Source organism: Streptomyces iconiensis (assembly GCF_028657195.3).
GTDB classification, from domain to species: Bacteria; Actinomycetota; Actinomycetes; order Streptomycetales; family Streptomycetaceae; genus Streptomyces; species Streptomyces iconiensis.
This window is the reverse complement of sequence record NZ_JANCPR020000010.1, coordinates 205,551-231,824: the sequence shown is the minus strand read 5'-3', so window position 1 is coordinate 231,824 and position 26,274 is coordinate 205,551. Positions and strand designations below refer to the sequence as shown.

Genomic DNA, 26,274 nt, shown 5'->3' with positions numbered 1-26,274 from the left:
CCGCGGCTGTCCCCGTGTCCGCACGGAACGGTCCTCGCGTCCGGGGCGACGGCAAGGGCGGGCGGGGGCCGAGAACCATCACGCACGCCACACGGAGCCCCCATGAGCAACCCCACGGTCCCCGAGGCCGAAGCCCCCCAGGCGAGGGCACACCCCAGAGCACTGGAGCCGATCACGCTCGTCGTGACGGCGCTCCTCTCCGTGCTCGGCGCGGTCATCGGCCTCGTACTGATCACCACGCTCGGCATCGCGCCGAACACCTCGGTGATCGGTGCGCTGATCGCCATGCTCATCGGGCGCATCTCGTTCGCCGCGCTCGCCAAGATGCGTGACCCGAACCGGCAGAACCTCGTGCAGTCGGCGATCTCCGGATCCACCTTCGCCGCCGCGAACTCGCTGGTCACGCCCATCGCCGTACCGTTCCTGCTCGGCCGCCCCGACCTGGTGTGGCCGATGCTCGGCGGTGCGGTCATCGGCCTCGCCGTGGACAGCTGGGTGCTCTACCGGGTGTTCGACTCCCGCCTGCTGCCCGCCTCCGCCGCATGGCCCGCCGGCATCGCGGCGGCCGAGACGATCAAAGCGGGCGACGAGGGGGGCCGCAAGGCGAAGCTGCTGGGGCTCAGCGCCGTCGTCGGCTTCGTCGGCTCGCTCTTCAAGCTGCCGATGAGCGCGGCGGGCGTCGCCTTCCTCGGCAACATCTGGGCCCTGCTGATGTTCGGCATCGGCCTGCTCGTGGCCCAGTACGCACCGGGCATCCTGAACGTCGACCTGTCGGCCAACTACGTGCCGCACGGCGTCATGATCGGCGCCGGGCTCGTCGCGCTCGTCCAGGCCGTCCTGATGATGCGCGACCGCAGGTCGAAGAAGGAGGCGGCGGCCCAGGCCGAACGGGAGGCGAACCCCGGCGACGCCTTCGACGCCGAGTTCCGTACGGTCGACGCGCGCCGGCTGCGCCGCGGACTGCTGGAGGGCCTCGTCCTCTTCCTGATCGGCGCCATGCTCATCGCCCTGATGGGCGGAGTCGTCTCCGAGATGAGCGGCATCGGCCTCGTCGGCTGGGTGCTGCTCGCGGGCGTCGCCGCGCTGATCCACCAGCTCATCGTGGGGCTCGCCGCGATGCACTCGGGCTGGTTCCCCGCCTTCGCCGTCACCCTGATCTTCCTGATCGTCGGCCTCGTCGTCGGCATCCCGATGGTCCCGCTCGCGCTGCTCGTCGGCTACGCGGCCTCCACCGGGCCCGCCTTCGCCGACGTCGGCTTCGACTTCAAGGCCGGCTGGCTGCTGCGGAAGGACGCCGTACCGTGGCACCCGTACGAGATGGCGGGGCGGCGCCAGCAGTACATCTCGCAGCTCGTCGGCTTCGCCGTCGCCATCATCGTCGTGATGATCGCCTGGAAGCCGTTCTTCTCCGACGGGCGCGTACCGCCGGTCGCGCAGGTGTACGTCGACACGATCAAGGCGGGCCTCACCGACCCGCACGCGCTGACGATGATGGCGGTCTGGGCGATCCCCGGAGCGCTCATCCAGTTCTTCGGCGGCTCCTCACGCCAGATGGGCGTCCTGCTCGCCACCGGCCTCCTCGTCGCCACCCCGCAGGCCGGCTGGCTCGTCCTCGCGGCCCTCGCCATCCGCTTCGCGTACACGCGCGCCAAGCGGAGGGCAGCCGACAAGGGTCGGCTGGCCCAGGAGTCCGCTGTGGCCGACGCGGACAACGATCTGGCCCTGGTCGGGGCCGGGCTTGTGGCTGGGTCCTCGCTGAATGATGTGAGTCAGATCTACAAGGCGCTGTAGCGGGGTGCGTGTTGCGCCCACCCACCCACCCGTCACCCTCTCGATCGGGGGTTCGGGGCCACCGGCCGGCGGGGGGCGGTCGGTGGCGGGGCTCCCTTCTTTCCGCCGCTGGTGGGGAGCGGGAGGGTGGTGTTCGGCGGTGCCGTGCCGGCCGGGAGGCGACCGTCGTCGGTGGGGCGGGAGTTGATGTCAGGTGCTGCTGCCTCATCGGCAGGCGAGCGCGAGTGCGGGTGTGGGAAGGGAGCGAGAAGTGGCTGGTGGACTCGGGTTGGTGACGATCGGGCAGGCGCCTCGGGCGGACCTGGCGGGGGACGTCGAACCGTGGCTGGGCGGGCTGCGCCCGATCGAGCACGGGGCGCTGGACCAGGACGTGTTCGCGGGCCAGGAGGGCGAGCGGACGCGTGCCGAGCTGGGGCCGGTCGAGGGCGAGGCGCCCTTGATATCGCGGCTGCGTGACGGAAGCTCCGTCGTACTGGGGCACGATGCGCTGGCGCCCCGTATGCGGGACGCGGTGGCGCGGTGCGAGGCGGACGGTGCGGGGGCGACGCTGTTGCTGTGCACGGGCAACTTCCCGCCCGTACCGGCCACGAGGCCGCTGCTGTACGCCGAGCCGCTGGTGCAGCAGGGCGTACGTGCGGTGACGGGCGAGGACCCGGTCGGCATCGTGTGCCCGCTGCCCGCACAGCGGGAGGACGTGGCGCGCAGGTGGTCGGCGCTGCTGCCGGGAACCGTACGGGCCGAGCCCGGCGACCCGTACGCGGCGGACGCGCACGCGCAGATCGCCGGGGCCGCACAGCGGCTCGCGGCGGCCGGTTGCCGCTGGGTGGTACTGGACTGCATCGGCTACACGGAGGCGATGCGCGCCAAGGCAGCCGCGGCGGCCGGCCTGCCCACGCTGCTGGCCCGTGCCCTCGCGATCCGCCTCGCGGCTGAAGTGGCGGAGGCGACGCAGGCGACGCAGGAGGCACCGGCGGCGACAGGCGGCTGAGGCGGCGCGGTCAGGGGGCGGCGCGGGCGGCGTCGGCGCGGGCGGTGTCGGCGGTGCCCGGCCGCCGAGGCCGCCCGCACGCGGTGTACCTTCCAGCGGCATGGAGAGTCTGCTGTGCGTGCACGCGCACCCCGACGACGAGGCGCTGTGGACGGGCGGCCTGCTCGCGAAGCACGCGGACGCGGGAGCCCGTACGGCCGTCCTGACGTGCACGTGGGCCGAAGGGACGCCGCGCGCCGGAGAGTTGGCGCGTTCGCTGGAGATCCTGGGCGCGGAGGGCCCCCGGCTGCTCGGCTACGCGGACGCCGGCGCCGGCGCCTCCGCGCCGGAGGGCGTACCCCGCTTCGTCGATGTGCCCCTCGACGAGGCGGTCGGTCAAGTCGTCGCGCGCATAAGGGAGTTCAGGCCCGAGGTGGTCGTCACATACGACGCCTTCGGCGGCTACGGGCACGAGGACCACATCCACGCCCACCGTGTCGCGACCCTAGCGGCCGAGGCGGCGGGACAGCCGCAGCTCTATCCCGAAGCGGGCGCGCCCTGGCGCCCGGAGGCGCTCTGTTACGCGACGTTGCCCGTGTCCTTCGTACGTGAGGTCTGGCACGACCTGTTCGGCGAGGCACCGCCCCCCGCCGGTGGTGCGGGGTCCGGGGATGGTGCGCCGCTGCCGGGGGTGCCCGACGCGTGGATCACGGACGAGGTCGGCATCGCGGCGTGGGGCGGGCGCAAGTGGGACGCGCTGATGGCGCACACGACGGAGGTGGAACGCGGCGGCAGCGTCACCCTGTTGGCCTCCCTGCCCGAGACCACCCGCGGACGCCTGCTGACGACCGAGTGGTACGTGAACCGTCCCCTGGCCCCCGGCGCCCCGCGCCTGGCCCGGTGACCCCGTTCGTACGCCTCGCGCACGGGGGCGACTTCGGGGCGCTGCTCGCACTCGCGGGCGAGGTCGAGCACTGGTTCGGCGCCATGGTGGAGGAACCCGGCTTCCACGAGGCGCTGCGCGCGCACATCGACACGGGTATGGCCCTGGTCGCTGAGGAGGGAGCGGGAGGAGGGGTCCGATCCGTGTACGGGGCGCTGCTGTTCGGTTCCGAGCCGCCGACGCATCACCTCCACTGGCTGGTCGTCTCCGAGCGGGCGCGCGGACAACGCGTCGGCCGCACGCTGGTGGACGAGGCGGTGCGCCGCTACGTCACCCCGCCCGGCACCCTTGAGGTCGTCACCTTCGGCGCCGACCACCCGGGCGCGACGGCGAGCGGCGCCCGCGTCTTCTACGAGCGCCTCGGCTTCACCCCGGCCGAGGCGGCCCCACCGGGCCCCGAAGGCGGCTCCCGCCAGCACTACCGCCGCACACTCGACGCCCCCGGCCCCCTCACCCGGGACACCGGCGGGCCACCGCCCACGGCACCGCCCCGCAGCTCCGGCCCGTAACTCCGCCCCCGCGCACCGGCCCGCAGCACCGGGCTCAGCCGACCACCTAGGCTGCCCGCATGATCCGTACAGCTGTGCCTGCCGACGTTCCCGTGATCCACGCGATGGTCCGGGAACTGGCGGACTACGAGAAGGCGCTGGAGGAGGCGTGTGCGAGTGAGGGGCAGTTGCGCGAGGCGTTGTTCGGGGAGCGGCCTGCCGTGTACGCGCATCTCGCGGTGGACGACGGGGGCGAGCCCGTCGGGTTCGCGCTGTGGTTCCTCAACTTCTCCACGTGGCGCGGGGTGCACGGCATCTACCTCGAAGACCTCTACGTGCGCCCCACGGCCAGGGGCGGCGGCCATGGCAAGGCTCTGTTGCGCGAGCTGGCCAGCCTGTGTGTGGAGCGCGGTTACGAGCGGCTGGAGTGGTCCGTGCTCGACTGGAACACGCCCTCCATCGCCTTCTACGAGTCGCTCGGCGCCGAGTCCCAGGCCGGCTGGACCGGTTACCGCCTGACGGACGATTCGCTGCGGGCGCTGGGCGGATGGACTCGTCCGTCACCGCAGCGGGGCGGAGAGCGGTCCCGCGTGGGGGGACACGCGGCGCGTTGACCCCGTCAGGGCGCCGGAAGCACCGAGACGTCGCCGCCGCCGCTGCGCGCCGTGATCTTGTGGGGGGACGCGGACCCGGTGGGCACGGTGACCTCGCGGGTGCCGCCGCCCGTGGTGGCGTTGACGGCGTACTCGGCGCGGGGGAGGAGCACCTTGACGTCGCCCCCGCCGCTCTCGGCGCGTACGCGTGAGGGCGCGGCGGCGAAGGTGGCGGAGACGTCGCCGCCGCCGGTGTCGGCCGTGACCTTCGGCGCACGGGACTTGAGCATGCGGATGTCGCCGCCGTCGGTGTGCGCGGAGACCTTGCCCGCCGTGCCGCGTACGGTGACCGTGCCGACGCCCGTCTTGAGGCGTACGTCCATCGCGGCCGGCACGGCCACGGTGTAGCCGACGGCGCAGGTGTCGCCGTTGCCGCCGCAGTCGTCGGTGCTCAGCCGCAGGGTGTTGCCGTCGACGGTGTGTTCGGTGCGCGGTTTGGTCTTGTCGTACTCCAGGTCCTCGGTCACGCCGACGGTGCGGCGCTCGGGGCCGGCTGCGGTGAGGGTGATGTCCCCGGCGTACGCGTCGATGTCCACGACCGTGACCTTCTCCTTGACCGTGTAGGACTCGCTCGCGCTCCGTACGTCAGCCCCGTTCCACGTGCAGCCTGCCGTGCCGACGGCGGTCGCTGCGGCAAGTGCCGTGCAGACGAGTGCCGTGCGGCGGGCGGGGGAGAGGCGTGCTGACGTGCGGCGTGTGTTCATGACGACCATTTTCGCCGCCCCGCGCAGTACCTAGATCGTTTCCAGGGATGACGCTTCCCGGAGCCATCCCCCAGCCCGGAATGCCCGATATGCTGCGTTCGTTCCGTATCAACCCTGTCATCACGTCATGTAGGGCAGACACCTGCCGAATGGCTAGGTGTGCGACTTCATGACCACTCATACCGACTGTGATTGCTTGTGGCTTCTGTGGCCGTATGCGGGTCGGCCGCACACGTACGCCGGGAAACGGCGGGAGAGGAAGGGGAGTTGTGAAGCACAGGACCGAGAGCGCGGGAGACCCGGGTGACCAGGAGTTGGAGGCCAGTGTCGACGGGCTGATGGACGATCTGGTCGCCGATCTCAAGAGCCTCGCCGCCATTCCCTCCATCGCCTTCCCCGGCTGCCCGGAAGCGCCCGTACGTGAGGCGTACGACGCGCTGGAGGCCCTGGTGCGCGAGGTGGGCCTCGGCGACGAGGAGCGCGTACCCGGATCGACCGTCGGTGAACTCGCCCTTCCGGACACGGCGCCCGTCCTCACCGCGCACATCCCGCCGCCGCCCGGCGACCCCACGGCGCCCACCGTTCTCCTGTACGGCCACTACGACGTCCAGCCGCCGGGCGAGGAGACGCTGTGGCGCTCACCGCCGTTCGAGCCGACCGAGACCGAGGACGGCCTCGGACTGCGCGCTCGCGGCATCGCGGACTGCAAGGCGAACCTCGTCGTCCATCTCGGCGCGCTGCGCGCCTTCCACGGACGGCCGCCGACCGGTGTCCGGATCGCCTTCGAGGGCCAGGAGGAGTACGGGAGCGCGTTCGACGACTACCCGCCGACCGACCCCGGGCGCTTCGCCTGCGACGCGATGGTCATCGCCGACACCGGCAACATCCGCCCCGGCACCCCCACTCTCGTCACGGCGCTGCGCGGCGTCGCCGAACTCACCGTCGAGGTACGCACGCTCAAGGACGCCGTGCACAGCGGCGAGTACGGCGGTGCGGCACCCGACGCGCTGCTCGCCCTCCTCGCCGCGCTCGCCACCCTCCATGACGCGCGCGGCGATGTCGCCGTCGAAGGGCTGCGCCGCGAGCCGTGGGAGGGAACGGCGTACACGGACGAGGAGTTCAGGGCTCTCGCCGGCGTCGAGGACGGGATGCCGCTTGTGGGTACGGGCGGGCTCGGGGAACGCCTGTGGAGCGGGCCCGCGCTCACCGTCATCGGCATCGACGCGCCCGGCGTGGACCAGGGCTCCTCCGCCGTCGTCCCGTACGCGCGCGCCAAGCTCAATCTGCGCCTGCACCCCCGGCAGGACCCGGACGACGGCATGCGCGCGCTCGTACGCCACCTCGAACAGCAGCGCCCGTTCGGCATTCCCCTCACCGTCACGCCCGGGCAGACGGGCCCCGGGTTCGAGGCGGCGACGGGCGGCCCCGCCTACCGCGCTGCGGCGGGCGCGCTGCGGACAGCGTGGGGGAGCGAGCCGGTGCATGCCGCGACCGGGGGCTCGATCCCGCTGGTCAACGGGCTCGCGCAGGCCGTACCAGGCGCCGAGATCCTGCTGTTCGGAGCCGAGGACAACATGTCCGGCCTGCACGGGCCCAACGAGCGTGTCCTCTACTCCGAACTGCGCGCCGCCGTCCTGGCCGAAGCCGTCTTCCTGCGCGACTACGCCGCCGCCTTCCGCGGCGGCCCCGCCTCATGAGTTCCGGTACGGGAGAGAGCGCGGAGGCGGGCGAAGGGGGCAGCCAACAGGGCGGCGGCAGGCGGACGTTCACCTTCCCCAGTGCGCTGACCGTGCTGGTGATCGTCACACTCGCGGTCTGGATCCTCGCGTTCTTCGTCCCCTCGGGCACCTACCGCCGCAGCGGGGACGGGGCGCCGGTGCAGGGCACGTACCACCGCGAGGACGCGGGGCTCAGCCTCCTGGACCGGTTGACCGACCTGTTCCTCTCACCGGTCAACGGGCTCTACGGCGTGCAGGACACCAGAACGGGCGAGGTGGGCCCCGACCTGACCGGCGAACTGTACGGCGCGGCAGGCGTGTTCCTCTTCGTGCTCGCCATCGGCGCCTTCATCACCGTCGTCTTCGCGACCGGCGCCATGGACCGGGGCATCGGCCGCCTGGCCCACCGGCTGCGCGAACGCGGCGCGCTGCTCATCGTCGGCGTGATGCTCGTCTTCTCGCTGCTCGGCACCGTCGAGGGCTTCGCCGAGGAGACGCTCGGCTTCTACGGGCTGGTCGTTCCGCTGATGCTCGCGCTCGGCTACGACCGTATGGTCGCGACCGGAGTGATCATCCTCGGCGCCGGCGTCGGCGTGCTGTGCTCCACCGTCAACCCGTTCGCGACCGGCGTCGCCTCCTCGGCGGCCGACATCTCCCTCGGCGACGGCATCGCGCTGCGCGCCGCCATGTGGATCGTGCTGACGGGGGTGACCGTCGCCTACGTCGTGCGCTACGCGCGCCGCGTCCGGGCACACCCCGAACGCTCGCTCTCCGGCTTCAGACCCGGCGACCGCGAGCAGTCGGAGGCGCGCGGCGACAGCGTGGAGCCCCCGCCGCTCACCGGCACCCACAAGGCCGTGCTCACCACGGTTGCCCTGGTGTTCGCCTTCATGATCTTCTCGGTCATCCCCTGGTCGGGCGCCCTGACGGGCGATGCCGAAGCGGCACCGTACGCCTTCGAACTCGGCTGGTCCTTCCCGCACCTGGCGGCCCTGTTCATCTGCGCTGCGATCCTGGTCGGGCTGCTGACGCGGATGGGCGAGCAGCAGCTCAGCTCGGTGTTCGTGCGGGGAGTGGGGGACTTCGTCTCCCCGGCTCTGGTGATCGTGCTCGCGCGGGGCGTCACCACGATCATGAACAACGCGAAGATCACGGACACCGTCCTGCACTCCATCGAGGGCGTCGTCTCCGGTACGCCCTCCGCGCTGTTCGGCGTCATGGTCTTCCTCGTCAACCTCCCCCTCGCCTTCCTCATCCCCTCCACCTCGGGGCACGCCACCCTCGCGATGCCGATCCTCGCGCCGCTCGCCGACTTCGCCCATGTGCCCCGCGCCGTCGTCGTCACCGCCTGGCAGGCGGCCAGTGGCTGGATGAACCTGTGGGTCCCCACCACCGCCGTCATCATGGGCGGCATCTCGCTGGCCAAGGTCGGCTACGACCGTTATCTGCGGTTCGTCTGGCCCCTGCTGGCGGTACTGGCCGTGCTGACCTGCGGGTTCGTCGCGCTGGGTGCGGCGATGACCTGAGAAGCGCCCCTGCCCCGTGGCCCCCGCCCTCTGTTCGAATACGCCGGAATCCCTCGCCCCGCACAGGAAACGGGAGAGGGATTCCGGCGTTCTCGGCTCAGCCTGGGCCAGGGTCAGCGCCTGGCGGGCATGTTGTCGTTCACCAGCTTGTCGGTGGGCAGCTGGGGCGTCGCGCTCTCGACCGCTGACTTCGATGCCTCGCCCAGGATCTTCCCCGTCGGCGTGGCCCCCGAGTCGGATCCCTTGGCGTGCGCGGCCCCCACGGGGGCGACGGCGAGAGCCAGCGCGGTGGTCGTGACGGCGGCGGCGAGCGAACGGCGCATCGGCGAACTCCTCTGTCCGGTGTGTCCTTTTCAGCCCTGTAACGACCAAGGTGCCCCTCCGGGTACGGCCCGGCTTCGCCCCGCCCCCGCACGCTGAACGTGCCGCACTGCGCCTGGCGCACGAGCGAGGGCGCCCCGAAGGGGCGCGGGGAACTGCGCGACCAGCCACGACGCGCTCGCACTCGCGGAAATAGGGGCAGGGTCACTCACGAGGCGCGGGGGTGACCAGCCACAGCGTGCCCGCACTCGCGGAAATAGGGGCAGGGGCACTCACGAGGCGCAAAGGCGAGGGCCCCTGGGGGGGGCCGCCAGTGGTGGCCCGGAAAGGGACAAGGCGGTGCGGCCCTCGGGAGCCGCACCGCCTCGATGGGGGGCGGGCGGGTCAGCCGCGGAGCATCTCGTACGCGGGAAGCGTGAGGAACTCCTCGTACTTCTCGTCGAGCGCGACCCGCAGCAGCAGGTCGTGTGCCTGCTGCCAGTTGCCGGCCGCGAAGGTCTCCTCGCCCAACTCCTCGCGCAGCGCCGTCAGTTCCTCTGCGGCGACGCGGCGCGCGAGGTCGGCGGTGACCAGTTCGCCGTTGTCCAGGACGACGCCCGCGTTGATCCACTGCCAGATCTGCGAGCGGGAGATCTCCGCCGTCGCGGCGTCCTCCATGAGGTTGAAGATGGCGACGGCGCCCAGGCCGCGCAGCCATGCCTCGATGTAGCGGATGCCGACCTGGACGGCGTTGCGGAGCCCGTCGAAGGTGGGCTTGGCGTCCAGGGAGTCGATGGCGATGAGGTCGGCGGCCTTGACGTCGACGTCCTCGCGCAGCCGGTCCTTCTGGTTCGGGCGCTCGCCCAGGACGGCGTCGAAGGACGCCTTCGCGATCGGGACGAGGTCGGGGTGCGCGACCCAGGACCCGTCGAAGCCGTCGCCCGCCTCGCGGTCCTTGTCGGTACGCACCTTCTCCATCGCCTGCGCGTTCGCCTCGGGGTCGCGGCGGTTCGGGATGAACGCCGCCATGCCGCCGATGGCGTGCGCACCGCGCTTGTGGCAGGTGCGGACGAGGAGTTCGGTGTAGGCGCGCATGAAAGGCGCCGTCATCCCGACCGCGTTGCGGTCCGGCAGGACGAAGCGGGAGCCGCCGTCGCGGAAGTTCTTGACGATGGAGAAGAGGTAGTCCCAGCGGCCCGCGTTCAGCCCGGAGGCGTGGTCGCGCAGCTCGTAGAGGATCTCCTCCATCTCGTAGGCTGCGGTGATCGTCTCGATGAGGACGGTGGCGCGTACGGTGCCCTGGGGGATGCCGCAGTAGTCCTGTGCGAAGACGAACACCTCGTTCCACAGGCGCGCTTCGAGGTGCGACTCGGTCTTGGGCAGGTAGAAGTACGGGCCCTTGCCGAGGTCGAGCAGGCGCTGCGCGTTGTGGAAGAAGTAGAGGCCGAAGTCGACCAGCGCGCCCGAGACGGGGGTGCCGTCGCACTCCAGGTGGCGCTCGTCCAGGTGCCAGCCGCGGGGCCGGACGACGACGGTGGCCAGCTCCTCGGCGGGGCGCAGCGCGTACGACTTGCCGGAGCGCTCGTCGGTGAAGTCGATGCGGCGCTCATACGCTTCCATCAGGTTGAGCTGGCCGCCGATGACGTTCTCCCAGGTGGGAGCCGAGGCGTCCTCGAAGTCCGCGAGCCATACGCGGGCGCCGGAGTTGAGCGCGTTGATCGTCATCTTGCGGTCGGTGGGACCGGTGATCTCGACGCGGCGGTCCTGGAGCGCGGGCGGGCAGTCGGCCACCTTCCAGTCGCCTCCGCGCACGTGCGCGGTCTCGGGGAGGAAGTCCAGGGTGCTCGTGCGCGCGATCTCGGCGCGCTTCTTGTCGCGCAGCGCGAGCAGCTCGGTGCGGCGCGGGTTGAACCTGCGGTGCAGCTCGGCGACGAACGCGAGCGCGGCGTCGGTCAGAACTGTGGCCTGCCGGTCGGGCCGCTTCCCGGGCTCGACCCCGACGAGGGCCAGCGGCGAGGGCGCTGGTGCGGACATGTGGTGTCACTCCTTCAGCGGGCGGTGATCCACGGCCCCTGGTCCGTGCCGCCGGGCCGTATGCCGTACGGGCGGCACGGGGTGCCGCGTGCTGGACGGGGCGCGCGGAACGCGTTCGTCGGCGCCTTCCGGGCAGGAAGGTGCTTCTGATCAGTGGAGATTAGTTTCCTCATAGTGGAACTTCAATACTTTGTTGACGTCGAGATATCTCTCACGCCGTTTCCGAACGCTCCACTGGCCCGGGGTGCCACCCACCAAGTGCCGCCATGCGTCCGGTTTTTACGGGGCGTGTGCGGGCCGCTACGGAGCTGGCCGTGCCCCATTACGGCGCCAGCCGCGCGAGATCCTCCGGGGTGTCGATGTCCCCCAGGTCGGCGATGTCCCCGCACTCGATGAGCGCGAGGTCGTCCCCGTGTCCGCCGAGATAGGCACGGGCCCCCACGTCCCCGTGTGCGCTCGCCAGCACGCCGGGCCAGTGCCGCGCCCCGAAGAGAACGGGGTGGCCGCGCCTCCCCTCGTAGGAGGCGGCGGCGAGCGAGCCGGGGGACGTGTGTGCGGCCCGTACGCGCGCCACGGCCCCGGCGCCGATGCCCGGCTGGTCGACGAGGGAGACGAGCGCGGCGCCCGCTGCCCCGTCCCGCGTCATCCGCTCCAGGCCCGCGCACAGCGAAGTGCCCATGCCCTGGGCCCAGTCCGGGTTGTCCACGAGGACGCATCCGTCGAGCCGTGCCCTGGCCCTTACATCCTCGCGGGCCGCGCCGAGGACCACGTAGACCTGCTCGCATCCCCCTTCGCGCAGCACCCGCACCGCGTGTTCCACAAGGGGCCGCCCGGCGTGCTGAAGCAGCGCCTTGGGGCGCCCGCCCAGCCGCCGCCCGCCGCCTGCCGCGAGAAGGAGCCCCGCGACGGGAAGTTCGCCGGCGGGGGGTTCGGCGGCGGGGTGAGAGGGTGCTGCCCCGGTCTGGTCCCGGTCGATACGTGCCATATGCCATGGATATCGCACGTGGGGTGGACGGACCTCTCCTCCCTGGGGATGAGCGTGGGCAAAAGCACCCCGAAATCTCGCGTTCCGTATGGCGCGGCAAGCAGAGAGTGGCGTTTACTGTGCAAACCTCTGAGGGGTCCGACCAACTCCGTGGAGGAAACCGGTACTTAAGGATCCATGAGGGTGCCCGTCACCCCATGTGGGGGGAGAACGTGCAGAGCGAGACGGTGGACACGATCGGAACGGTGGGGGAGCGCCGCGACCCGGCGCCCCGCGACCCGGCGTCACGAGGGCGTGGCTCACGGGACCGCGGGCCACGGGACCGCGGGCCACGGGAGGGGACGCCGCGTGATGCCATGCCCGAGGACAGCGGACCCGACCCGCGCGTCGAAGCGCTGGGCACCACCGTCGTAAGGCTGCGCGCCGAACTGGACGCGTACCCCGTCGAGCTGGTCGACCGCGGCGCCGCCGAGGACCAACTCGAAGCGCTCGGCGCCATGGTGCGCTCCGGCACCCCCGATGTGCCGGCGCTCCGCCAGTCCCTCCTGATCGTGAGCGCGGCCCTCGGCTCCGTGAGCGCGCTCGCCGAGCCGCTGGCCGGACTGCGGCACGCGGTCGAGCTGTTCGGCGGCCCGCCCCCGCGCTGAGCGCCTTCCGGGCCGGGCCGTACCTGACCCGCGACGAAGACCGGCCGCCTCGGACCCCGGTTACTGACCCGGAGCCCCGCTGCTCGCCAGCGCGGCCGACAGATCGACGGCGACCTCGTGGAGCAGGGGTACGAACTTGTCCGTCGCCGCGTCCGTGACGCGGCCCGCCGGGCCCGAGATGGAGAGGGCAGCCGCGGTGGGGGAGTCGGGCACGGAGACGGCGATGCAGCGCACGCCGATCTCCTGCTCGTTGTCGTCCGTGGCGTAGCCGCTCGCGCGTACCTGCTCCAGCGCCTCAAGGAAGCCGTCGGGCGTGGTGATCGTCTTCTCGGTCGCCGCCGGCATGCCGGTACGGGCGAGCAGCGCGCGTACCTGTTCGTCGGGGGTGTGCGCGAGCAGGACCTTGCCCACGCCCGTTGAGTGCGGCAGCACGCGCCGGCCGACCTCGGTGAACATGCGCATGGAGTGGCGCGAGGGCACCTGTGCGACGTACACGACCTCGTCGCCGTCCAGCAGCGCCATGTTGGCGGTCTCGCCGGTCTCCTCGACAAGGCGTGCCAGATAGGGGCGGGCCCAGGTGCCGAGCAGCCGTGAGGCGCTCTCGCCGAGGCGGATGAGGCGGGGGCCCAGCGCGTAGCGCCTGTTGGGCTGCTGCCGTACGTAGCCGCAGGAGACGAGGGTGCGCATCAGGCGGTGGATCGTGGGCAGGGGAAGGCCGCTGGTGCCCGACAGTTCGCTGAGCCCGACCTCACCTCCCGCGTCGGCCATCCGCTCCAGCAGGTCGAAGGCCCGCTCAAGGGACTGGACCCCTCCGGATGCTGCCGGAGCAGCCGGTGTGGGAGGTGCGGCCTGAGCCGTTGCGGCGTGGGCCTGCGTGGCCTCGGCCGTGGACTTGCGCTCTGCGGACGGCGGCACGTCGCGTTCCTTTCCTGGCCTGCGTTGAGGCGCATGGTATCGGGGCCCGGGGGAGGTCCCTGGCAGAGATCGCTCTGCCGGTGATCGCTGTAGCCGGTGGTACCCGCACGCGCCGTCTCCCAGACGCGATTTTTCTTCTGTATGCCGAAAGTCTAGTTCCAGTTTGTGGACTTCTCCAAGGGGTCGACCCTTGACTGCCCGATCTTCCGGCATGAGGATTCGTTCAACAGAACGTTGAAGGAGGTCGGTTTGTCCGACGTGCGGCTCGTCCTGCGCTCACAGCGCGTACTCACTCCCGAGGGGGCGCGGCCCGCCTCCGTCGCCGTCGGCGACGACGGACTGATCGCGGCAGTCCTGCCGTACGACACCGAGGTGCCACCAGGAGCCGTTCTGGAGGACGTCGGCGACGACGCCGTCCTGCCGGGCCTCGTCGACACCCACGTCCATGTGAACGATCCCGGGCGCACCGAGTGGGAGGGCTTCTGGACCGCCACCCGCGCCGCCGCTGCCGGCGGCATCACCACCCTGGTCGACATGCCGCTCAACTCCCTGCCGCCGACGACCACCGCCGAACACCTGCGCGTCAAGCGCGAGGTCGCCGGGCCCAAGGCCCATATGGACGTGGGCTTCTGGGGCGGCGCCATCCCCGGGAACGTGGGCGAGCTGCGCGGCCTGCACGAGGCGGGCGTCTTCGGCTTCAAGTGCTTCCTCTCGCCCTCGGGCGTCGAGGAGTTCCCCGAGCTGAACCCGGAGGAACTCGCCGCCGCGATGGCCGAGATCGCCTCGTTCGACGGGCAGCTCATCGTGCACGCCGAGGACCCCGGACGGCTCGCCTCCGCGCCGCAGAAGGGCGGCCCCGCCTACGCCGACTTCCTCGCCTCGCGTCCCCGCGCTGCCGAGAACGACGCCATCGCCCTGCTCATCGAGCTGGCACGGGAGCACGGCACCCGCGTTCACATCCTGCACCTGTCCTCCAGCGACGCGCTGCCGCTGATCGCCGACGCGCGGAGCGAGGGCCTGCCGGTCACGGCGGAGACGTGCCCGCACTTCCTCACCCTCACGGCCGAGGAAGTCCCGGACGGCGCGACCGAGTTCAAGTGCTGCCCGCCCATCCGCGAGAAGGAGAACCAGGACGCGCTGTGGGCGGCGCTCTCGGAGGGCACGCTCGACTGCGTCGTCTCGGACCACTCGCCGTGCACCGCCGACCTCAAGACCCCCGACTTCGGCCAGGCGTGGGGCGGCATCTCCTCCCTCCAGCTGGGCCTGCCCGCCATCTGGACCGAGGCCAGGCGGCGCGGACACGGGCTGGAGGACGTGGCCCGCTGGATGTCCCGGGCGCCCGCGCGCCTCGCGGGCATGACCGGCAAGGGCGCCATCGCCCCCGGGTGCGAGGCGGACTTCGCCGTCCTCGCTCCGGAAGAGACCTTCACCGTGGACCCCGCATCGCTCCACCACCGCAACCAGGTCACCGCATACGCGGGCAGGACGCTGCACGGCGTCGTGCGCTCGACCTGGCTGCGCGGCGAGCGGATCGCGGACCACGGGACTCCCGCAGAGAAGAAGACCGGACGACTGATCGAAAGGAAGACTGCATGACAGCGGCGACCGCAGGGATACCCCACTACACGGGTGACGCGAGCCCGTACGGCGGCGGGGACACCTATGCCGACTACCGCGCCCCCGAGGCCGGATTCCCCTTCGCCCACCTCGCCGACCTCGCCGACAGGCGGCTCGGCGCCGCTGTCATCGCCGCCAACGACGAGTTCTTCGCCGAGCGCGAGAACCTGCTCAAGCCCGAGCGCGCCGAGTTCGACCCGAACGCGTTCGCGCACAAGGGCAAGATCATGGACGGCTGGGAGACCCGCCGCAGGCGCGGCATCTCCGCCGAGCAGCCGCACCCCACCGACGAGGACCACGACTGGGCCCTCGTACGGCTCGGAGCGCCCGGCGTCGTCCGGGGCATCGTCGTCGACACCGCGCACTTCCGGGGCAACTACCCGCAGGCCGTCTCCGTCGAGGCCACGTCCGTTGCCGGAGCGCCCTCGCCCGAGGAGCTGCTGGCCGACGACGTGAAGTGGACGACGCTGGTCCCCAGGACCGCCGTCGGAGGGCACGCGGCGAACGGCTTCGCCGTCACCGAGGAGCGCCGCTTCACGCACCTGCGCGTCAAGCAGCACCCCGACGGCGGCGTCGCCCGCCTCCGCGTGCACGGCGAGGTCGTGCCCGACCCCGCGTGGCTGGCGGCGCTGGGCACGTTCGACGTGGTCGCGCTGGAGAACGGCGGCCAGGTCGAGGACGCGTCGGACCGCTTCTTCTCGCCGCCGGTCAACACCATCAACCCGGGCCGCTCGCAGAAGATGAACGACGGCTGGGAGACGCGCCGCCGCCGCGACAAGGGCTCGGACTGGATCCGCCACCAGCTCGTCGAGCAGTCCCGCATCCGCGCCGTCGAGATCGACACGGGCTACCTCAAGGGCAACGCGGCCGGCTGGGCCTCGCTCTCCGGCCGCGACGGCGAGACGGGGGAGTGGACCGAACTACTGCCCCGCACCCGGCTCCAGCCCGACACGGTCCACCGCTTCCTGCTGCAGGACGCACCGCCGGTCACCCATGTCCGCTGCGACATCTACCCCGACGGCGGCATCGCCCGCCTCCGGCTGCACGGCTCCCTCACGGACGAGGGCACCAAGCGCCTCACGGCCCGCCACCGCGAACTGAGCTGACCGCCGCGCTCGCTGAGCGGTACGCACGCCCACGCCGCACGCTCCCGGGGCCCGTGTCCCCGGGAGCCTGCGCGTGTGCGCCCGCACGGTGACGGCCCCGCCCCCGCCCGCACGGTGAGCACGCCGTCACACGCGCCACAGGGCCCACAGTGCCGCCATGTCCCGTACGGGCAGGCCCACTTCGCCTCCGGACGACTGGGGCGCGCGCACGGCGGCGTCGCCCTCCCGGAGCCCCGGACCGCACTCCGGACAGGCACAGGGCGGGTAACGGCACACGTCCTCCCGCATGACGGTGGGGTCAGGGCTGACACTCACGACGCGCACCCGCCCGAACTCCACCGACCCGTCAGCCCGCACCGTCCCGACGCGAAGCGTCATCCGGCTAGCCATCGGTCGCCGACGTGAGCGCCTGCGCGAGCAACGCGGCCTCTCCGAGTGAGAGCCGCACGACAACGGCTCCCGTGCTGCCGCCCGTGGTCACGTCTCCCCGCACGTCCGCTTGCCTCAGCGCCTCGCGCAACTCGTCCCGCACGGCGGATGCCACCGCGCCCCTGGCGCGTTCGTCCCCGTTCACGCTGCCGTCCCGTAGGAGCGCAGGCGGCCGGTCAGCGTCTGCGTGGCCTGTGGGCGCTCAGCCGTGTCATCCCTGTCATCCATGCGCCGTTGCCTCTCAGGTGATCCGTTCCCGTGCCGGTCGCACGGGTGCGGTGGCGAGGTAGTTACGTACGGTGCTCAGGATGTGACGCTTTGCTCCCTCTGGCGATCGGCCCCGAGTAGCCCGGCGGTAGGCCCCGAGTAGGCCACAATGGGCCGTGTGGGCACGGTTGTTGGGGATTCCATCAAGCAACGGCGCGAAGCTTTGGGCTGGACGCAGGGCAAGCTTGCCCGGGAAGCGTGCGGGGCGGCGGGGGTGCCCAACGACGCGCTGACCAAGCAGGACATCTACCGGTACGAGACCGGTCGGCGGACGCCCCGCGACTGGCTGCCCGCGATCGCTGTCGCGCTCGGTACTTCCCTTGAGGACTTGCGGAAGACCCGTGAATCCGCGCTCTCTTCGCCCGCCGCTCTGCCGGTCCTGCACCGAGCGGCGGGCAGCGAACTGGCCCCAACGATCCGCGAGCTGAATCAGCGGCTCGTCGTGCTCGACAACGAGATGTACGGGCTGCCGATCGCGGAGACCGCAGCGCGTGCGTTCAAGACGGTCCATCGTCGTTTGGGCAACGGGGAATTCGGCACGCGGAACGAACGTGACATTCAGTCGGCGGCGGCTGAGCTGGCCGAAATCGCCGGGTGGGCGCTGTTCAGCGGGGGGCGGTTCAAGGACAGCCGCCGGTTCAGCCAGGAGGCGCTGTTTCTGGCTCAGGTGTCCGGTGACCGGGGGATCGAGCTGCTCTCCCTGCAGAATCTCGCGCTGCTCGCCGGATGGACGGGCCGACCGCGCGAGGAGCTTTCGATTGCTCAGGCCGTGATCGAAAGAGGCTGCTTGAACCCACGCGTCGAGGCCCTGTTCCGAGCCCGTGAGGGGCAGGGTCTCGGGCGTGCGGGCGATCCTCGCTGCCGCGAGTCGTTCGCCCGCGCTCGCTCGCTGTTGCAGGAGTGCGCGCCCACCGATGCGCCTGAGTGGGCCTGGTGGGTGTCGGAACGGGAGATCGACAGGCAGCACGGACGCGTACTCAGCGTCGTAGGGAGCTGGGCCGAAGCGATTCCGGTCCTCCAGCGTGCGACGGACGAGCGGAACGGGCCGCACGTCGGGTACGGGATCGCCGCATCGGTATGGCTCATCGACTGCTTCTTGTCGGTGGGAGCGTGGGCGGACGCGCGTGAGACAGCGGAGTCCTTCTTGCCGGCGGTGACCGAGATCGCGTCGGTGGTCACGCGGGACAACTTGGAGCGCGTGATCGCTGGCGGCTTGTCGGCGGAAGGTCTCCCGGGGGACGTGCGAGACGTACTGTGCGAGATCAAAAAGGGCCTGGAGGAGGGCCCGTACACCTTCTGACCTCTCGCCTGGTGTGAACCCCCGCATGTGTGTCGGGGTTCACTGCTGTCCGCGCACCGCCACCGTTGAGGCTGCCCGGTGCTTCGGAGACATGGCGCCGCCGGTCCCGGGAAGGGATGACTCCCTGCCGTCCCGGCTGCTGTGACCGTGCCGAACGGCCCGTGGCTGCCTACCACTTGGGCCTTCAGGGCGATGCCCTGTCACATCAGGAGTCACTAGCCCTGATCAGGGCTGTTGCAGAGGAGTACGAGCATGCACGGCATTGACACCCATGACGCGCCGGCGCCGGTTGCATGGCGTAAGTCCAGCTACAGCGGCGCGAGCAACGGCAACTGCCTGGAGGTCTTCGACGGGTTCCCCGGAAGTGTCCCCGTCCGTGACTCCAAGGACGTCGACGGTCCCGTGCTCACCTTCGGTGTGGAGGCGTTCGCCGCGTTCACCGGCGCTGTGCGGAACGGCACCATCTGACCTCTCACGCGGTGCGACCCCCGGCACTTGCCGGGGGTTCACTGCTGTCTGGGCGCCAGCCGCAGGCGCGCGTGCCAACGGCCCCCTCCGTGAACGGCGGGGAAAATTCCGGGACTTGGCGTTGACATGTCATCTACGCGCGTCACCATGGGGGGCATGAGATTCCCCCCACGTATCGCGCGCGCCGGCGCGCTGGGTGCGCTCGCCGCCGCTCTGCTCGTCGGCGGGCCCGCCCTCACGACGGCGTCCGCGACCACAGCCCCCACCTCCCACGCCGCGATCACCGCGACAGCGCCCGCGTCGGCGTCCGCAGTCGGTCAGGCCGACGTCGGCGAGATCTGTCACTCCAAGCTGCCGCCCGAGGCCCACGAGACGCTGGACCTGATCGAGCAGGGCGGCCCCTACCCGTACCCGCAGGACGGCACCGTCTTCCAGAACCGTGAGGGCATCCTGCCGGACCAGCAGGAGGGGTATTACCACGAGTACACCGTCGAGACGCCGGGCTCCGACGACCGGGGCGCGCGGCGCATCGTGACCGGCGACAAGCAGCAGGAGGACTACTACACCGCCGACCACTACGAGTCCTTCGACCTCGTCGACCACTCCTGCTGACAGCGCCTGACAGCGCCTGACAGCGCCTGACAGCGCGGCGTGCCAGGGCCGCCGTCCCCTCGGTGGGGCGGCGGCCTTGCCCGTGCGTGTAACGTCCTTCTTCCCACTCTCCTTGGCGGCCCCCGATGGGCCGCCAACTTCCGTTTCGCGCAAGGGGAGAGGCTCCCGGGGGTGGCTTTGTGGTCGTGAGCGGGTAACGTTCCCCACAGAGAGTGATGCATCGGCGGTAGATATGGGGAGTTACCGGTGAGAAACGGCCCGGAGGCGGTTACGTGCGGTGAGGCCATGCTTTTGATGCTGGCTGAACCGGGCCTGCCACTGGAACGTGCCACGCACTTCCGCCGTTCCGTGGCAGGCGCGGAATCCAATGTCGCCGCGGGTCTCGCGCGGCTCGGACACTGGGCACGCTGGATCGGCCGGGTCGGCGACGACCCGGCGGGCGAGGCCGTACTGCGGGAGCTGCGCGCCGACGGAGTCGACGTCTCCTGCGCCGAGATGGACCCCGAGTCCCCCACGGGCCTGCTGATGCGCGACAGCCACCCCCGGCGCTCCATCGACGTCCAGTACTACCGCACCGGATCGGCCGCCTCGCTCCTGAGCCCCGCGCAGATCACCGCCGAGGCGCTCGCCGGCGTACGGGTCGTGCATGTCACGGGGATCACACCGATGCTCTCCGAACAGGCGGAACAGGCCACGCACGCGCTCATCGAGCGCGCGAGACAGGCGGGTGCCGCCGTCTCCTTCGACCCCAACGTCCGCCGCAAGCTCGGGACCGACCACGACTGGATAAGGACCGTGGGCCCGCTGCTGCGCGAGGCCGACTTCGTCCTGGCGGGCGAGGACGAACTGGAGCTGCTGCTCGGCGCGGGACCCGAGGAAAGCGCGAAGGCCCTGCTGACCCTCGGCCGTGCGCGTACCGTCGTGGTCAAACGGCGCGACCACAGCGCGGTCGCCCACAGCGCCGAGGGGCAGTGGACACAGCAGCCCTTCGACGTGCCCGTCGCCGACCCCGTCGGCGCGGGCGACGCGTTCGCCGCCGGCTGGCTGTCCGCACGGCTGCGCGGACTCGACCAGCCGCAGGCGCTCGCCGAAGCGGCGTGTGTGGCGGCCCTGGTCGTCCAGGCGCCGGGCGACACCGACGGACTGCCCACGGCCGCTGCCCGCGACCGCGCCCTCAACACCTTTGTCCGGGGCACCGACCCGGTGCACCGCTGACACCCACAGAACAACAGAGAGGCGGCGAACTTGCCGTGTACCGCTGGGAGATCACCCGGTCCGCGCTCGAACAGCGCGTCTTCGCCATCGTGCGGGCTGAGAGTTACGAGAAGGCGACGGCCGCGGCCGACGCGCTGCTCGGCGCCGGAATCACCAGCCTGGAGATCTCGCTGACCACACCGTTCGCGCTGGAGGCGATCAGTACGCTGCGCCGCGAGACCGGCGACGACTCGATCATCGGCGCCGGCACGGTACTCGACGCACCCTCGGCACGGCTCGCGGTCGACGCGGGCGCCCGCTTCCTCGTCTCGCCCGGCCTCGACCCCGAGGTGATACGCACGGGACACCGCTACGGGATACCCGTCTTCCCCGGCGTCGCCAGCCCCACCGAGATGCTGCGCGCCCTGGAACTGGGCGCCGACGCACTCAAGCTCTTCCCCGCCTCCGGCTACGGCCCCGGCTGGCTGCGGGACGTACGGGCCGCGCTGCCGCAGGCGCCCGTGCTGCCGACCGGCGGCATCACCGTCGAGAGCGCGCCCGACTGGATCGCGGCCGGCGCCGTCGCCTGCGGCATGGGTTCGGCGCTCACCGAGGGCGACCGCGAGACGGTCGCCAAGCGGGTCTCCGAACTGCTCCAGCGGCTTGAGGACGCCGTACCCGCCGCAGCGCGCCCCGGGTCACGGCGGCACGGCTGACCGTGCGCGCCTTGGCCGAAAGCCGCCGCTGAACGAGGGCTTCCGCGAGCGCCTCCGTAGCATCGCCCGTATGGCTGACCACAGTGTCGTGGACACCACGGCGGACGAGCACGGCATTGTCGATCTGGCGGCGATGGGAGAGCGCTTCTCCCGCGACCCGTACCCGGTCTACGCGGCTCTGCGAGCGCGCGGCCCCGTGCACCGCGTCCGCACCCCGGAAGGGCCACTGGCCTGGCTCGTCGTCGGACACCGGGCCGTGCGCGACCTGCTCGGCGACGAGCGCCTCTCCAAGGCGTGGGCCAACGCCTCGCCCGAGGCGGGAACCAACGTCGTCTCGGCGGGGACGCACATGCTGGTCGCCGACCCGCCCGACCACACACGGCTGCGCAAGCTGATCGCCAAGGAGTTCACCCCGCGCCGGGTCGCGGCTCTGGAACCCCGGGTGCGGGAGATCACCGACGCGCTGCTCGACGCCATGCTCGCGCGCCCCGACGGGCGTGCCGATCTCGTGGAGTCGCTCGCCTTCCCGCTGCCGATCTCCGTCATCTGCGAGCTGCTGGGCGTACCTTCCCTGGACCGCGAACGCTTCCGTGCCTGGTCCGACGAGGTGCTGGGCACCGCGCCCGCCGACCAGAAGGCGACCTCGGTACGCACGCTCGGCGGCTATCTCGTCCAGCTCCTGGAACGCTGCCGTGAGGACCCCGGCGACGATCTGCTCGGCGCGCTCGTGCGCACCAGCGACGAGGACGGCGACCAGCTCTCCTCCGACGAACTGCTCGGCATGGCGTGGCTGTTGCTCATCGCCGGTTACGAGACGACCGTCAGCCTGCTCGCCAACGGCACCCTCGCGCTGCTGCGCCACCCCGACCAGCTCGCCGCGCTGCGTGCCGACCCCTCGCTGATCGAGGGCGCCGTGGAGGAGATGCTGCGCTACGACGGCCCCGTCGAGGTGAGCACCTACCGGTTCACGACGGCGCCCATCGAGGTCGGCGGCACGGTGATACCCGGCGACGGGCAGCTCGTGCTGCCCGTGCTCGCCGACGCCGACCGCGACCCGGAGCGCTTCCCCGACCCCGACCGCTTCGACATCAGGCGCGAGACACGAGGGCATCTCGCGTTCGGCCACGGCATCCACTTCTGCCTGGGCGCCCCGCTGGCCCGGATGGAGGCCCGTATCGCCTTCGAACGGCTGCTGGAGCGGGCGCCGAAGCTGGAACTCGACGCGCACCCCGACTCGCTGCGATGGCGCGAGGGGCTGCTGATGCGCGGGGTCACCGGCCTGCCCGTACGGTTCGGCTGACCGCCGGCACCGCTCCGACCAGGCGCTTTGCTCGACGTGTGGGCCCGAACTGCCGGAATATTTCGTTCCGTTCTCGAACCCCCGTCACCCTGCTGAGCCCTCGGGAGAGGTATCTAGGCTACGGACATGAGGATCAGCGAGTGCCGGGAAGAAGATGTCGAACTGCTCGACCGCCACATGCCTTTCCGGGGCGCCACCTCACTGCACAGCCTCCGCTACGCCCGGCACCGCGAGGGAACGGGAACCTTCCTCGTGGCCTGGGACGGTGATCGCCCCGTCGGCAGCTGCGAGGTCCGCTGGGAGGGGTGCGCCGCGCCCGAGGTACGGGCCGTGCACCCCGGCTGTCCCGAGATCAACGGGCTCGGGGTCTGGCCCGAGACCCTGCGCTCCCAGGGGATCGGCACGGGCCTCATCCGTGAGGCCGAAGACCTCGTCTCGGCGCGGGAGTGCGCCACCGTCGGCCTCGGCGTCGAGAAGAACAACCCGCGCGCCAGCGCCCTGTACCGCCGCCTCGGCTACCAGCCCTCCACGCCCTACCTCGACTGCTGGTCCTACGAGGACGGCGCCGGGATCACACACCGGGTCGCCGACGCGTGCATCTTCATGGTCAAGTCCCTGTACCCGGGACCCGCACGCCCGTAGCGGTGCGGGAGCGGCGCCGCCTCGTCCCCCGGCCAGTGGGAGCGGCGCCTCAGCGCCTTTTCTCCGACCGCCTCACGCGGGAGAGAGCGCCTCCAGCGCGACGGGGCGGCCCGTGCTGCGGGACTCCTCGCACGCCTCGGCCGCGAGCAGCGCGGCGAGTGCCTCCTCGCCGTCGCACGGGTTGGGGATCTCGTCCCGCAGCACGCGCACGAACGCCGCGATCTCCGCCTCGTACGCCGGGCCGAAACGGTCGAGGAAGCCGGGCCACGGCTTGTCGGGCGGCGGGGGAGCGCCGGGCTCCAGCGACGTGATCGGCGTACGCGCGTCGAGCCCGACGGCGAACTGGTCCAGCTCACCGGCCAGTTCCATCCGCACGTCGTACCCCGCGCCGTTCACCCGCGTCGCCGTCGCCGTGCACAGCGTGCCGTCGTCCAGGGTGAGCAGCGCGGCGGCGGTGTCCACGTCGCCCGCCTCGCGGAACATCGCGGGGCCCGCGTCGGACCCCGTCGCGTACACCGAGACGATCTCGCGGCCCGTCACCCAGCGCACCGCGTCGAAGTCGTGCACCAGGCAGTCGCGGTAGAGGCCGCCCGAGTGCGGCAGATAAGCGGCGGGCGGCGGCGCCGGGTCCGAGGTGAGGGCGCGTACGGTGTGCAGCCGTCCCAGGCGGCCGGTGAGGACCGCCTGCCGCGCCGCCACGTAGCCCGCGTCGAAACGGCGCATGAAACCGATCTGGAGGAGGGTCCCCGCGGCCTCGACGGCGCGCAGCGCCTCGCGGGTGCCCTGCAGGTCCAGCGCGATGGGCTTCTCGCAGAAGACGGGCAGCCCGTGCGCGGCGGCCGTGCGGATCAACTCCGCGTGCGAGGCTGTCGCCGAGGCGATCACCACGGCGTGGATGTCCAGCGAGAACAGGTCGGAGACGGTCGGCACGGAGGTGGCGTCCAGCGCGGCTGCGACCTCCACGGCGCGCATCGCGTCGGCGTCGGTCACCACCAGCTCGGTCACCTCTGGGTGTGCGCTGAGCGTACGGGCGTGAAGGGTGCCGATCCTGCCGGTGCCGATGAGTCCGATGCGCATGGACCTACGCTGGCCCCGACGCACGGCCCTGTCAATGTGTTGTCGTTTCGTCCTGACAATCGAACGTACGGTTTCCGACGGCACGCGAGAGCACTACGCTCCCCCCGTGGCCAAGAATGATCCGGTGGACCTCCAGCTCAGCGTGGACCGTGCCAGCCCGGTACCGCTGTACTTCCAGCTCTCTCAGCAGCTTGAGTCCGCCATCGAGCGCGGAAAGCTCGCGCCCGGAAGCCTGCTCGGCAATGAGATCGACCTCGCGGGACGCCTGGGCCTGTCCCGCCCCACGGTCCGTCAGGCCATCCAGTCCCTCGTCGACAAGGGCCTGCTGGTACGGCGCCGCGGCATCGGCACGCAGGTGGTGCACAGCCAGGTGAAGCGCCCCCTCGAACTCAGCAGTCTCTACGACGACTTGGAGGCGGCGGGCCAGCGCCCCGCCACACGTGTCCTGCGCTACGAGACGGAAGAGGCGACGGCGGAGGTCGCAGCGGCGCTCGCCGTTCCCGAGGGCACGGAGGTACGGCTCGTCGAGCGGCTCAGGCTCACCCACGGCGAGCCCATGGCCCGTCTGCGCAACCACCTTCCCCTCGACCTGCTCTCCCTGGAGAACGGGGCGCTGGAGACGACCGGCCTCTACCGGCTCATGCGCGGAGCGGGAGTGACCCTGCACTCCGCGCGCCAGGCCGTCGGCGCGCGCGTCGCCGCCCCGCAGGAGGCGGAGCTTCTGGGGGAGACCGAGGGAGCCGCGCTGCTCACGATGCAGCGCACCACCTACGACGACACGGGCCGCGCGGTCGAGTACGGCTCCCACCTCTACCGCGCCACGCGCTACGCGTTCGAGTTCCAGCTCCTCGTACGGCATTGAGGGGCGCGGCGGTTCGGCCGGTGACGCTTCGAGCGGCGATGCTCCGACCGGCGATGCTTCAGCCGCGGACGCTTCGGCCGGTGACGCCTCGACCGGTGGCCGTTCAGCCGACGTAGCTGCGTGCTGCCGAGTGGCGGCGTGCGGTCTCCAGAAGCCGCAGGTTCCGTTCGACGGTGGGCGGAACGGCCCGCCGCTCGCGCAGCACCCACGGCAGCGCGGCGAGCGCCTGGCCGGCGGCGCGCAGGCTCGCGGTGTCGCGGGGCACGGTGCGCGCCAGATACAGGGTGCGGCGCAGGGCGGGGAAGAGGGGGCGCCGCAGCCACGTGAACCACAGCGTGTTCCGCAGCCCGTGCACACGGCGCTCCGTGGGGTCCCGCAGGGCGGAGGGCGCGTGGTGCACGGTGAGGTCTTCCGCGTACGCCAGCCACCAGCCACGGGTGGCCATGTCGGTGGCCAGCAGCTCCTCTTCGCCGCCGAGCCACAGGCGCTGCGAGAAGCCGCCCGCTTCGCGGAAGGCGCGGGTCCGCAGGCAGGTGGCTGCGGCGAGGAACGAGCCGAGCGCGGGGCCCGGAAGCCACTCGGGCGTCGGCAGCGGCGAGTTGCGCAGCTCGGCCACCACCGGGTCCTCGGTGCCGTCGGGCTCCACCACGATGCGCGCGGTCACGGCACCCAGCGAGCGGTGCCTGTCGAGCAGGTCGGCCGCCTTGGCCAGCGATCCCGGCTCCCACCACGAGTCGTCGTCACAGAAGGCCACGTACGGGGTGCCGACATGACGTACCGCCAGGTTCCGGCCCACGGCGCCGAGGTTGCGGCCCGGGGTGAGCAGCAGCACGTCCGGATGGAGCCGCGCGACATCGTCCGCCGTGCCGTCCGTCGAGCCGTTGTCGGTGACGATCACGCGCGGACGCTCGGGCAGTTCGGCCAACAGCCCGAGCGTGCGCAGCAGTTCGGCACGCCGGTTGTGGGTGATGACGACGACCGTCGTACGGGAGTCGGGCACGGCGGGGCCGGTT

The 26,274-nt window shown here is 71.7% G+C and carries 27 protein-coding genes; 18 read left to right on the top strand and 9 right to left on the bottom strand.

Translation table 11 applies throughout. The features are described 5' to 3' along the window. Positions 1 to 102 precede the first annotated feature (102 nt). From NMN56_RS13010 to NMN56_RS12990, 5 genes are all read left to right on the top strand, one after another. A complete protein-coding gene (locus tag NMN56_RS13010) occupies positions 103 to 1,791 on the top strand; it encodes an OPT/YSL family transporter (protein WP_274047532.1) in 1,689 nt (562 codons plus the stop codon). 250 nt (positions 1,792 to 2,041) lie between these two features. After that, positions 2,042 to 2,779 carry an AroM family protein gene (locus NMN56_RS13005; protein WP_274040203.1) on the top strand — a complete coding sequence of 246 codons (738 nt, stop codon included), beginning with the start codon at positions 2,042 to 2,044 and terminating at the stop codon, positions 2,777 to 2,779. Between the two features lie 100 nt (positions 2,780 to 2,879). Beyond that, a complete protein-coding gene (locus NMN56_RS13000) occupies positions 2,880 to 3,662 on the top strand; it encodes a PIG-L family deacetylase (RefSeq protein ID WP_274040202.1) in 783 nt (260 codons plus the stop codon). Beyond that, positions 3,659 to 4,210, top strand: coding sequence for a GNAT family N-acetyltransferase (locus NMN56_RS12995; protein WP_274040201.1), 552 nt, complete (start codon positions 3,659 to 3,661; stop codon positions 4,208 to 4,210). The genes NMN56_RS13000 and NMN56_RS12995 overlap by 4 nt, the downstream gene beginning before the upstream one ends. A gap of 59 nt (positions 4,211 to 4,269) precedes the next feature. Beyond that, positions 4,270 to 4,803, top strand: a complete 534-nt coding sequence (locus NMN56_RS12990; RefSeq protein WP_274040200.1) for a GNAT family N-acetyltransferase — start codon at positions 4,270 to 4,272, stop codon at positions 4,801 to 4,803. Positions 4,804 to 4,808: 5 nt separating this feature from the next. Here NMN56_RS12990 and NMN56_RS12985 read toward each other — a convergent pair whose 3' ends face one another. Continuing rightward, positions 4,809 to 5,546: a DUF4097 family beta strand repeat-containing protein gene (locus tag NMN56_RS12985; RefSeq protein ID WP_274040199.1), complete on the bottom strand. Its 738-nt coding sequence runs from the start codon at positions 5,544 to 5,546 to the stop codon at positions 4,809 to 4,811. Positions 5,547 to 5,815: 269 nt separating this feature from the next. On the opposite strand from NMN56_RS12985, the gene NMN56_RS12980 reads away from it, so the two are divergent. Together NMN56_RS12980 and NMN56_RS12975 are read left to right on the top strand one after the other, a co-directional pair. Beyond that, complete coding sequence (locus NMN56_RS12980; RefSeq protein WP_274040198.1) at positions 5,816 to 7,243, top strand: M20/M25/M40 family metallo-hydrolase; 1,428 nt, start codon at positions 5,816 to 5,818, stop codon at positions 7,241 to 7,243. Further along, a complete protein-coding gene (locus tag NMN56_RS12975; protein ID WP_274040197.1) occupies positions 7,240 to 8,790 on the top strand; it encodes a YfcC family protein in 1,551 nt (516 codons plus the stop codon). Before NMN56_RS12980 ends, NMN56_RS12975 begins: the two co-directional genes overlap by 4 nt. Positions 8,791 to 8,903: 113 nt before the next feature. On the opposite strand, the gene NMN56_RS12970 is transcribed toward NMN56_RS12975, so the two are convergent. From NMN56_RS12970 to NMN56_RS12960, 3 genes are all read right to left on the bottom strand, one after another. Next, complete coding sequence (locus NMN56_RS12970) at positions 8,904 to 9,113, bottom strand: hypothetical protein (protein WP_274040196.1); 210 nt, start codon at positions 9,111 to 9,113, stop codon at positions 8,904 to 8,906. Positions 9,114 to 9,495: 382 nt separating this feature from the next. Next, positions 9,496 to 11,124 carry a malate synthase A gene (aceB, locus tag NMN56_RS12965; protein WP_274040195.1) on the bottom strand — a complete coding sequence of 543 codons (1,629 nt, stop codon included), beginning with the start codon at positions 11,122 to 11,124 and terminating at the stop codon, positions 9,496 to 9,498. A 322-nt stretch (positions 11,125 to 11,446) separates the two neighbouring features. Beyond that, positions 11,447 to 12,109: a nucleotidyltransferase family protein gene (locus NMN56_RS12960; RefSeq protein WP_274040194.1), complete on the bottom strand. Its 663-nt coding sequence runs from the start codon at positions 12,107 to 12,109 to the stop codon at positions 11,447 to 11,449. 356 nt (positions 12,110 to 12,465) lie between these two features. Here NMN56_RS12960 and NMN56_RS12955 point away from each other — a divergent pair, with 356 nt between their 5' ends. Next, complete coding sequence (locus NMN56_RS12955) at positions 12,466 to 12,756, top strand: DUF5955 family protein (protein ID WP_274040536.1); 291 nt, start codon at positions 12,466 to 12,468, stop codon at positions 12,754 to 12,756. 60 nt (positions 12,757 to 12,816) lie between these two features. Here the strand turns inward: NMN56_RS12955 and NMN56_RS12950 are convergent, their stop codons facing one another. Beyond that, positions 12,817 to 13,671: an IclR family transcriptional regulator gene (locus NMN56_RS12950; protein ID WP_274040193.1), complete on the bottom strand. Its 855-nt coding sequence runs from the start codon at positions 13,669 to 13,671 to the stop codon at positions 12,817 to 12,819. A 249-nt stretch (positions 13,672 to 13,920) separates the two neighbouring features. On the opposite strand from NMN56_RS12950, the gene allB reads away from it, so the two are divergent. Beyond that, positions 13,921 to 15,267 carry an allantoinase AllB gene (gene allB / locus NMN56_RS12945; protein ID WP_274040192.1) on the top strand — a complete coding sequence of 449 codons (1,347 nt, stop codon included), beginning with the start codon at positions 13,921 to 13,923 and terminating at the stop codon, positions 15,265 to 15,267. Then, positions 15,264 to 16,394, top strand: a complete 1,131-nt coding sequence (gene alc, locus NMN56_RS12940; protein WP_274040191.1) for an allantoicase — start codon at positions 15,264 to 15,266, stop codon at positions 16,392 to 16,394. The genes allB and alc overlap by 4 nt, the downstream gene beginning before the upstream one ends. 126 nt (positions 16,395 to 16,520) lie before the next feature. Here the strand turns inward: alc and NMN56_RS12935 are convergent, their stop codons facing one another. After that, a complete protein-coding gene (locus tag NMN56_RS12935) occupies positions 16,521 to 16,709 on the bottom strand; it encodes a hypothetical protein (protein ID WP_274040190.1) in 189 nt (62 codons plus the stop codon). Between the two features lie 67 nt (positions 16,710 to 16,776). Then, positions 16,777 to 16,968, bottom strand: a complete 192-nt coding sequence (locus tag NMN56_RS12930; RefSeq protein ID WP_274040189.1) for a hypothetical protein — start codon at positions 16,966 to 16,968, stop codon at positions 16,777 to 16,779. Positions 16,969 to 17,208: 240 nt separating this feature from the next. Here NMN56_RS12930 and NMN56_RS12925 point away from each other — a divergent pair, with 240 nt between their 5' ends. From NMN56_RS12925 to NMN56_RS12890, 7 genes are all read left to right on the top strand, one after another. Continuing rightward, positions 17,209 to 18,390, top strand: coding sequence for a helix-turn-helix transcriptional regulator (locus NMN56_RS12925; protein ID WP_274040188.1), 1,182 nt, complete (start codon positions 17,209 to 17,211; stop codon positions 18,388 to 18,390). A gap of 252 nt (positions 18,391 to 18,642) precedes the next feature. Continuing rightward, entirely contained in the window at positions 18,643 to 18,858 is a 216-nt protein-coding gene (locus NMN56_RS12915; protein WP_274040187.1) for a DUF397 domain-containing protein, read from the top strand. Positions 18,859 to 19,014: 156 nt separating this feature from the next. Further along, on the top strand, positions 19,015 to 19,470 hold the full coding sequence (locus tag NMN56_RS12910) for a guanyl-specific ribonuclease (protein ID WP_274040186.1): 456 nt from the start codon (positions 19,015 to 19,017) through the stop codon (positions 19,468 to 19,470). Between the two features lie 285 nt (positions 19,471 to 19,755). Next, on the top strand, positions 19,756 to 20,685 hold the full coding sequence (locus NMN56_RS12905) for a sugar kinase (RefSeq protein ID WP_274040185.1): 930 nt from the start codon (positions 19,756 to 19,758) through the stop codon (positions 20,683 to 20,685). A 35-nt stretch (positions 20,686 to 20,720) separates the two neighbouring features. Further along, the gene (locus tag NMN56_RS12900; RefSeq protein ID WP_274040184.1) at positions 20,721 to 21,380 is read left to right on the top strand and encodes a bifunctional 4-hydroxy-2-oxoglutarate aldolase/2-dehydro-3-deoxy-phosphogluconate aldolase; all 660 of its coding nucleotides are present in this window, start codon (positions 20,721 to 20,723) and stop codon (positions 21,378 to 21,380) included. Positions 21,381 to 21,450: 70 nt separating this feature from the next. Then, the gene (locus NMN56_RS12895) at positions 21,451 to 22,680 is read left to right on the top strand and encodes a cytochrome P450 family protein (RefSeq protein WP_274040183.1); all 1,230 of its coding nucleotides are present in this window, start codon (positions 21,451 to 21,453) and stop codon (positions 22,678 to 22,680) included. Positions 22,681 to 22,806: 126 nt separating this feature from the next. Then, the gene (locus NMN56_RS12890) at positions 22,807 to 23,322 is read left to right on the top strand and encodes a GNAT family N-acetyltransferase (RefSeq protein WP_274040182.1); all 516 of its coding nucleotides are present in this window, start codon (positions 22,807 to 22,809) and stop codon (positions 23,320 to 23,322) included. A gap of 72 nt (positions 23,323 to 23,394) precedes the next feature. Here NMN56_RS12890 and NMN56_RS12885 read toward each other — a convergent pair whose 3' ends face one another. Next, positions 23,395 to 24,399, bottom strand: a complete 1,005-nt coding sequence (locus NMN56_RS12885) for a Gfo/Idh/MocA family protein (RefSeq protein WP_274040181.1) — start codon at positions 24,397 to 24,399, stop codon at positions 23,395 to 23,397. 142 nt (positions 24,400 to 24,541) lie between these two features. Between NMN56_RS12885 and NMN56_RS12880 the strand changes: the two genes are divergently transcribed. Then, complete coding sequence (locus NMN56_RS12880) at positions 24,542 to 25,261, top strand: GntR family transcriptional regulator (RefSeq protein ID WP_274040535.1); 720 nt, start codon at positions 24,542 to 24,544, stop codon at positions 25,259 to 25,261. Between the two features lie 103 nt (positions 25,262 to 25,364). On the opposite strand, the gene NMN56_RS12875 is transcribed toward NMN56_RS12880, so the two are convergent. Further along, positions 25,365 to 26,261, bottom strand: a complete 897-nt coding sequence (locus tag NMN56_RS12875) for a glycosyltransferase family 2 protein (protein WP_274040534.1) — start codon at positions 26,259 to 26,261, stop codon at positions 25,365 to 25,367. Positions 26,262 to 26,274 lie beyond the last annotated feature (13 nt).

What these genes read in the sequence shown, in the direction of transcription:
- NMN56_RS13010 (WP_274047532.1), top strand. Translation starts at nt 103, where the DNA reads ATGAGCAACCCCACGGTCCCCGAGGCCGAAGCCCCCCAGGCGAGGGCA.
- NMN56_RS13000 (WP_274040202.1), top strand. Translation starts at nt 2,880, where the DNA reads ATGGAGAGTCTGCTGTGCGTGCACGCGCACCCCGACGACGAGGCGCTG.
- NMN56_RS12990 (WP_274040200.1), top strand. Translation starts at nt 4,270, where the DNA reads ATGATCCGTACAGCTGTGCCTGCCGACGTTCCCGTGATCCACGCGATG.
- NMN56_RS12985 (WP_274040199.1), bottom strand. Translation starts at nt 5,546, where the DNA reads ATGAACACACGCCGCACGTCAGCACGCCTCTCCCCCGCCCGCCGCACG.
- NMN56_RS12975 (WP_274040197.1), top strand. Translation starts at nt 7,240, where the DNA reads ATGAGTTCCGGTACGGGAGAGAGCGCGGAGGCGGGCGAAGGGGGCAGC.
- NMN56_RS12970 (WP_274040196.1), bottom strand. Translation starts at nt 9,113, where the DNA reads ATGCGCCGTTCGCTCGCCGCCGCCGTCACGACCACCGCGCTGGCTCTC.
- aceB (WP_274040195.1), bottom strand. Translation starts at nt 11,124, where the DNA reads ATGTCCGCACCAGCGCCCTCGCCGCTGGCCCTCGTCGGGGTCGAGCCC.
- NMN56_RS12960 (WP_274040194.1), bottom strand. Translation starts at nt 12,109, where the DNA reads ATGGCACGTATCGACCGGGACCAGACCGGGGCAGCACCCTCTCACCCC.
- NMN56_RS12955 (WP_274040536.1), top strand. Translation starts at nt 12,466, where the DNA reads ATGCCCGAGGACAGCGGACCCGACCCGCGCGTCGAAGCGCTGGGCACC.
- alc (WP_274040191.1), top strand. Translation starts at nt 15,264, where the DNA reads ATGACAGCGGCGACCGCAGGGATACCCCACTACACGGGTGACGCGAGC.
- NMN56_RS12915 (WP_274040187.1), top strand. Translation starts at nt 18,643, where the DNA reads ATGCACGGCATTGACACCCATGACGCGCCGGCGCCGGTTGCATGGCGT.
- NMN56_RS12910 (WP_274040186.1), top strand. Translation starts at nt 19,015, where the DNA reads ATGAGATTCCCCCCACGTATCGCGCGCGCCGGCGCGCTGGGTGCGCTC.
- NMN56_RS12905 (WP_274040185.1), top strand. Translation starts at nt 19,756, where the DNA reads ATGCTTTTGATGCTGGCTGAACCGGGCCTGCCACTGGAACGTGCCACG.
- NMN56_RS12895 (WP_274040183.1), top strand. Translation starts at nt 21,451, where the DNA reads ATGGCTGACCACAGTGTCGTGGACACCACGGCGGACGAGCACGGCATT.
- NMN56_RS12890 (WP_274040182.1), top strand. Translation starts at nt 22,807, where the DNA reads ATGAGGATCAGCGAGTGCCGGGAAGAAGATGTCGAACTGCTCGACCGC.
- NMN56_RS12885 (WP_274040181.1), bottom strand. Translation starts at nt 24,399, where the DNA reads ATGCGCATCGGACTCATCGGCACCGGCAGGATCGGCACCCTTCACGCC.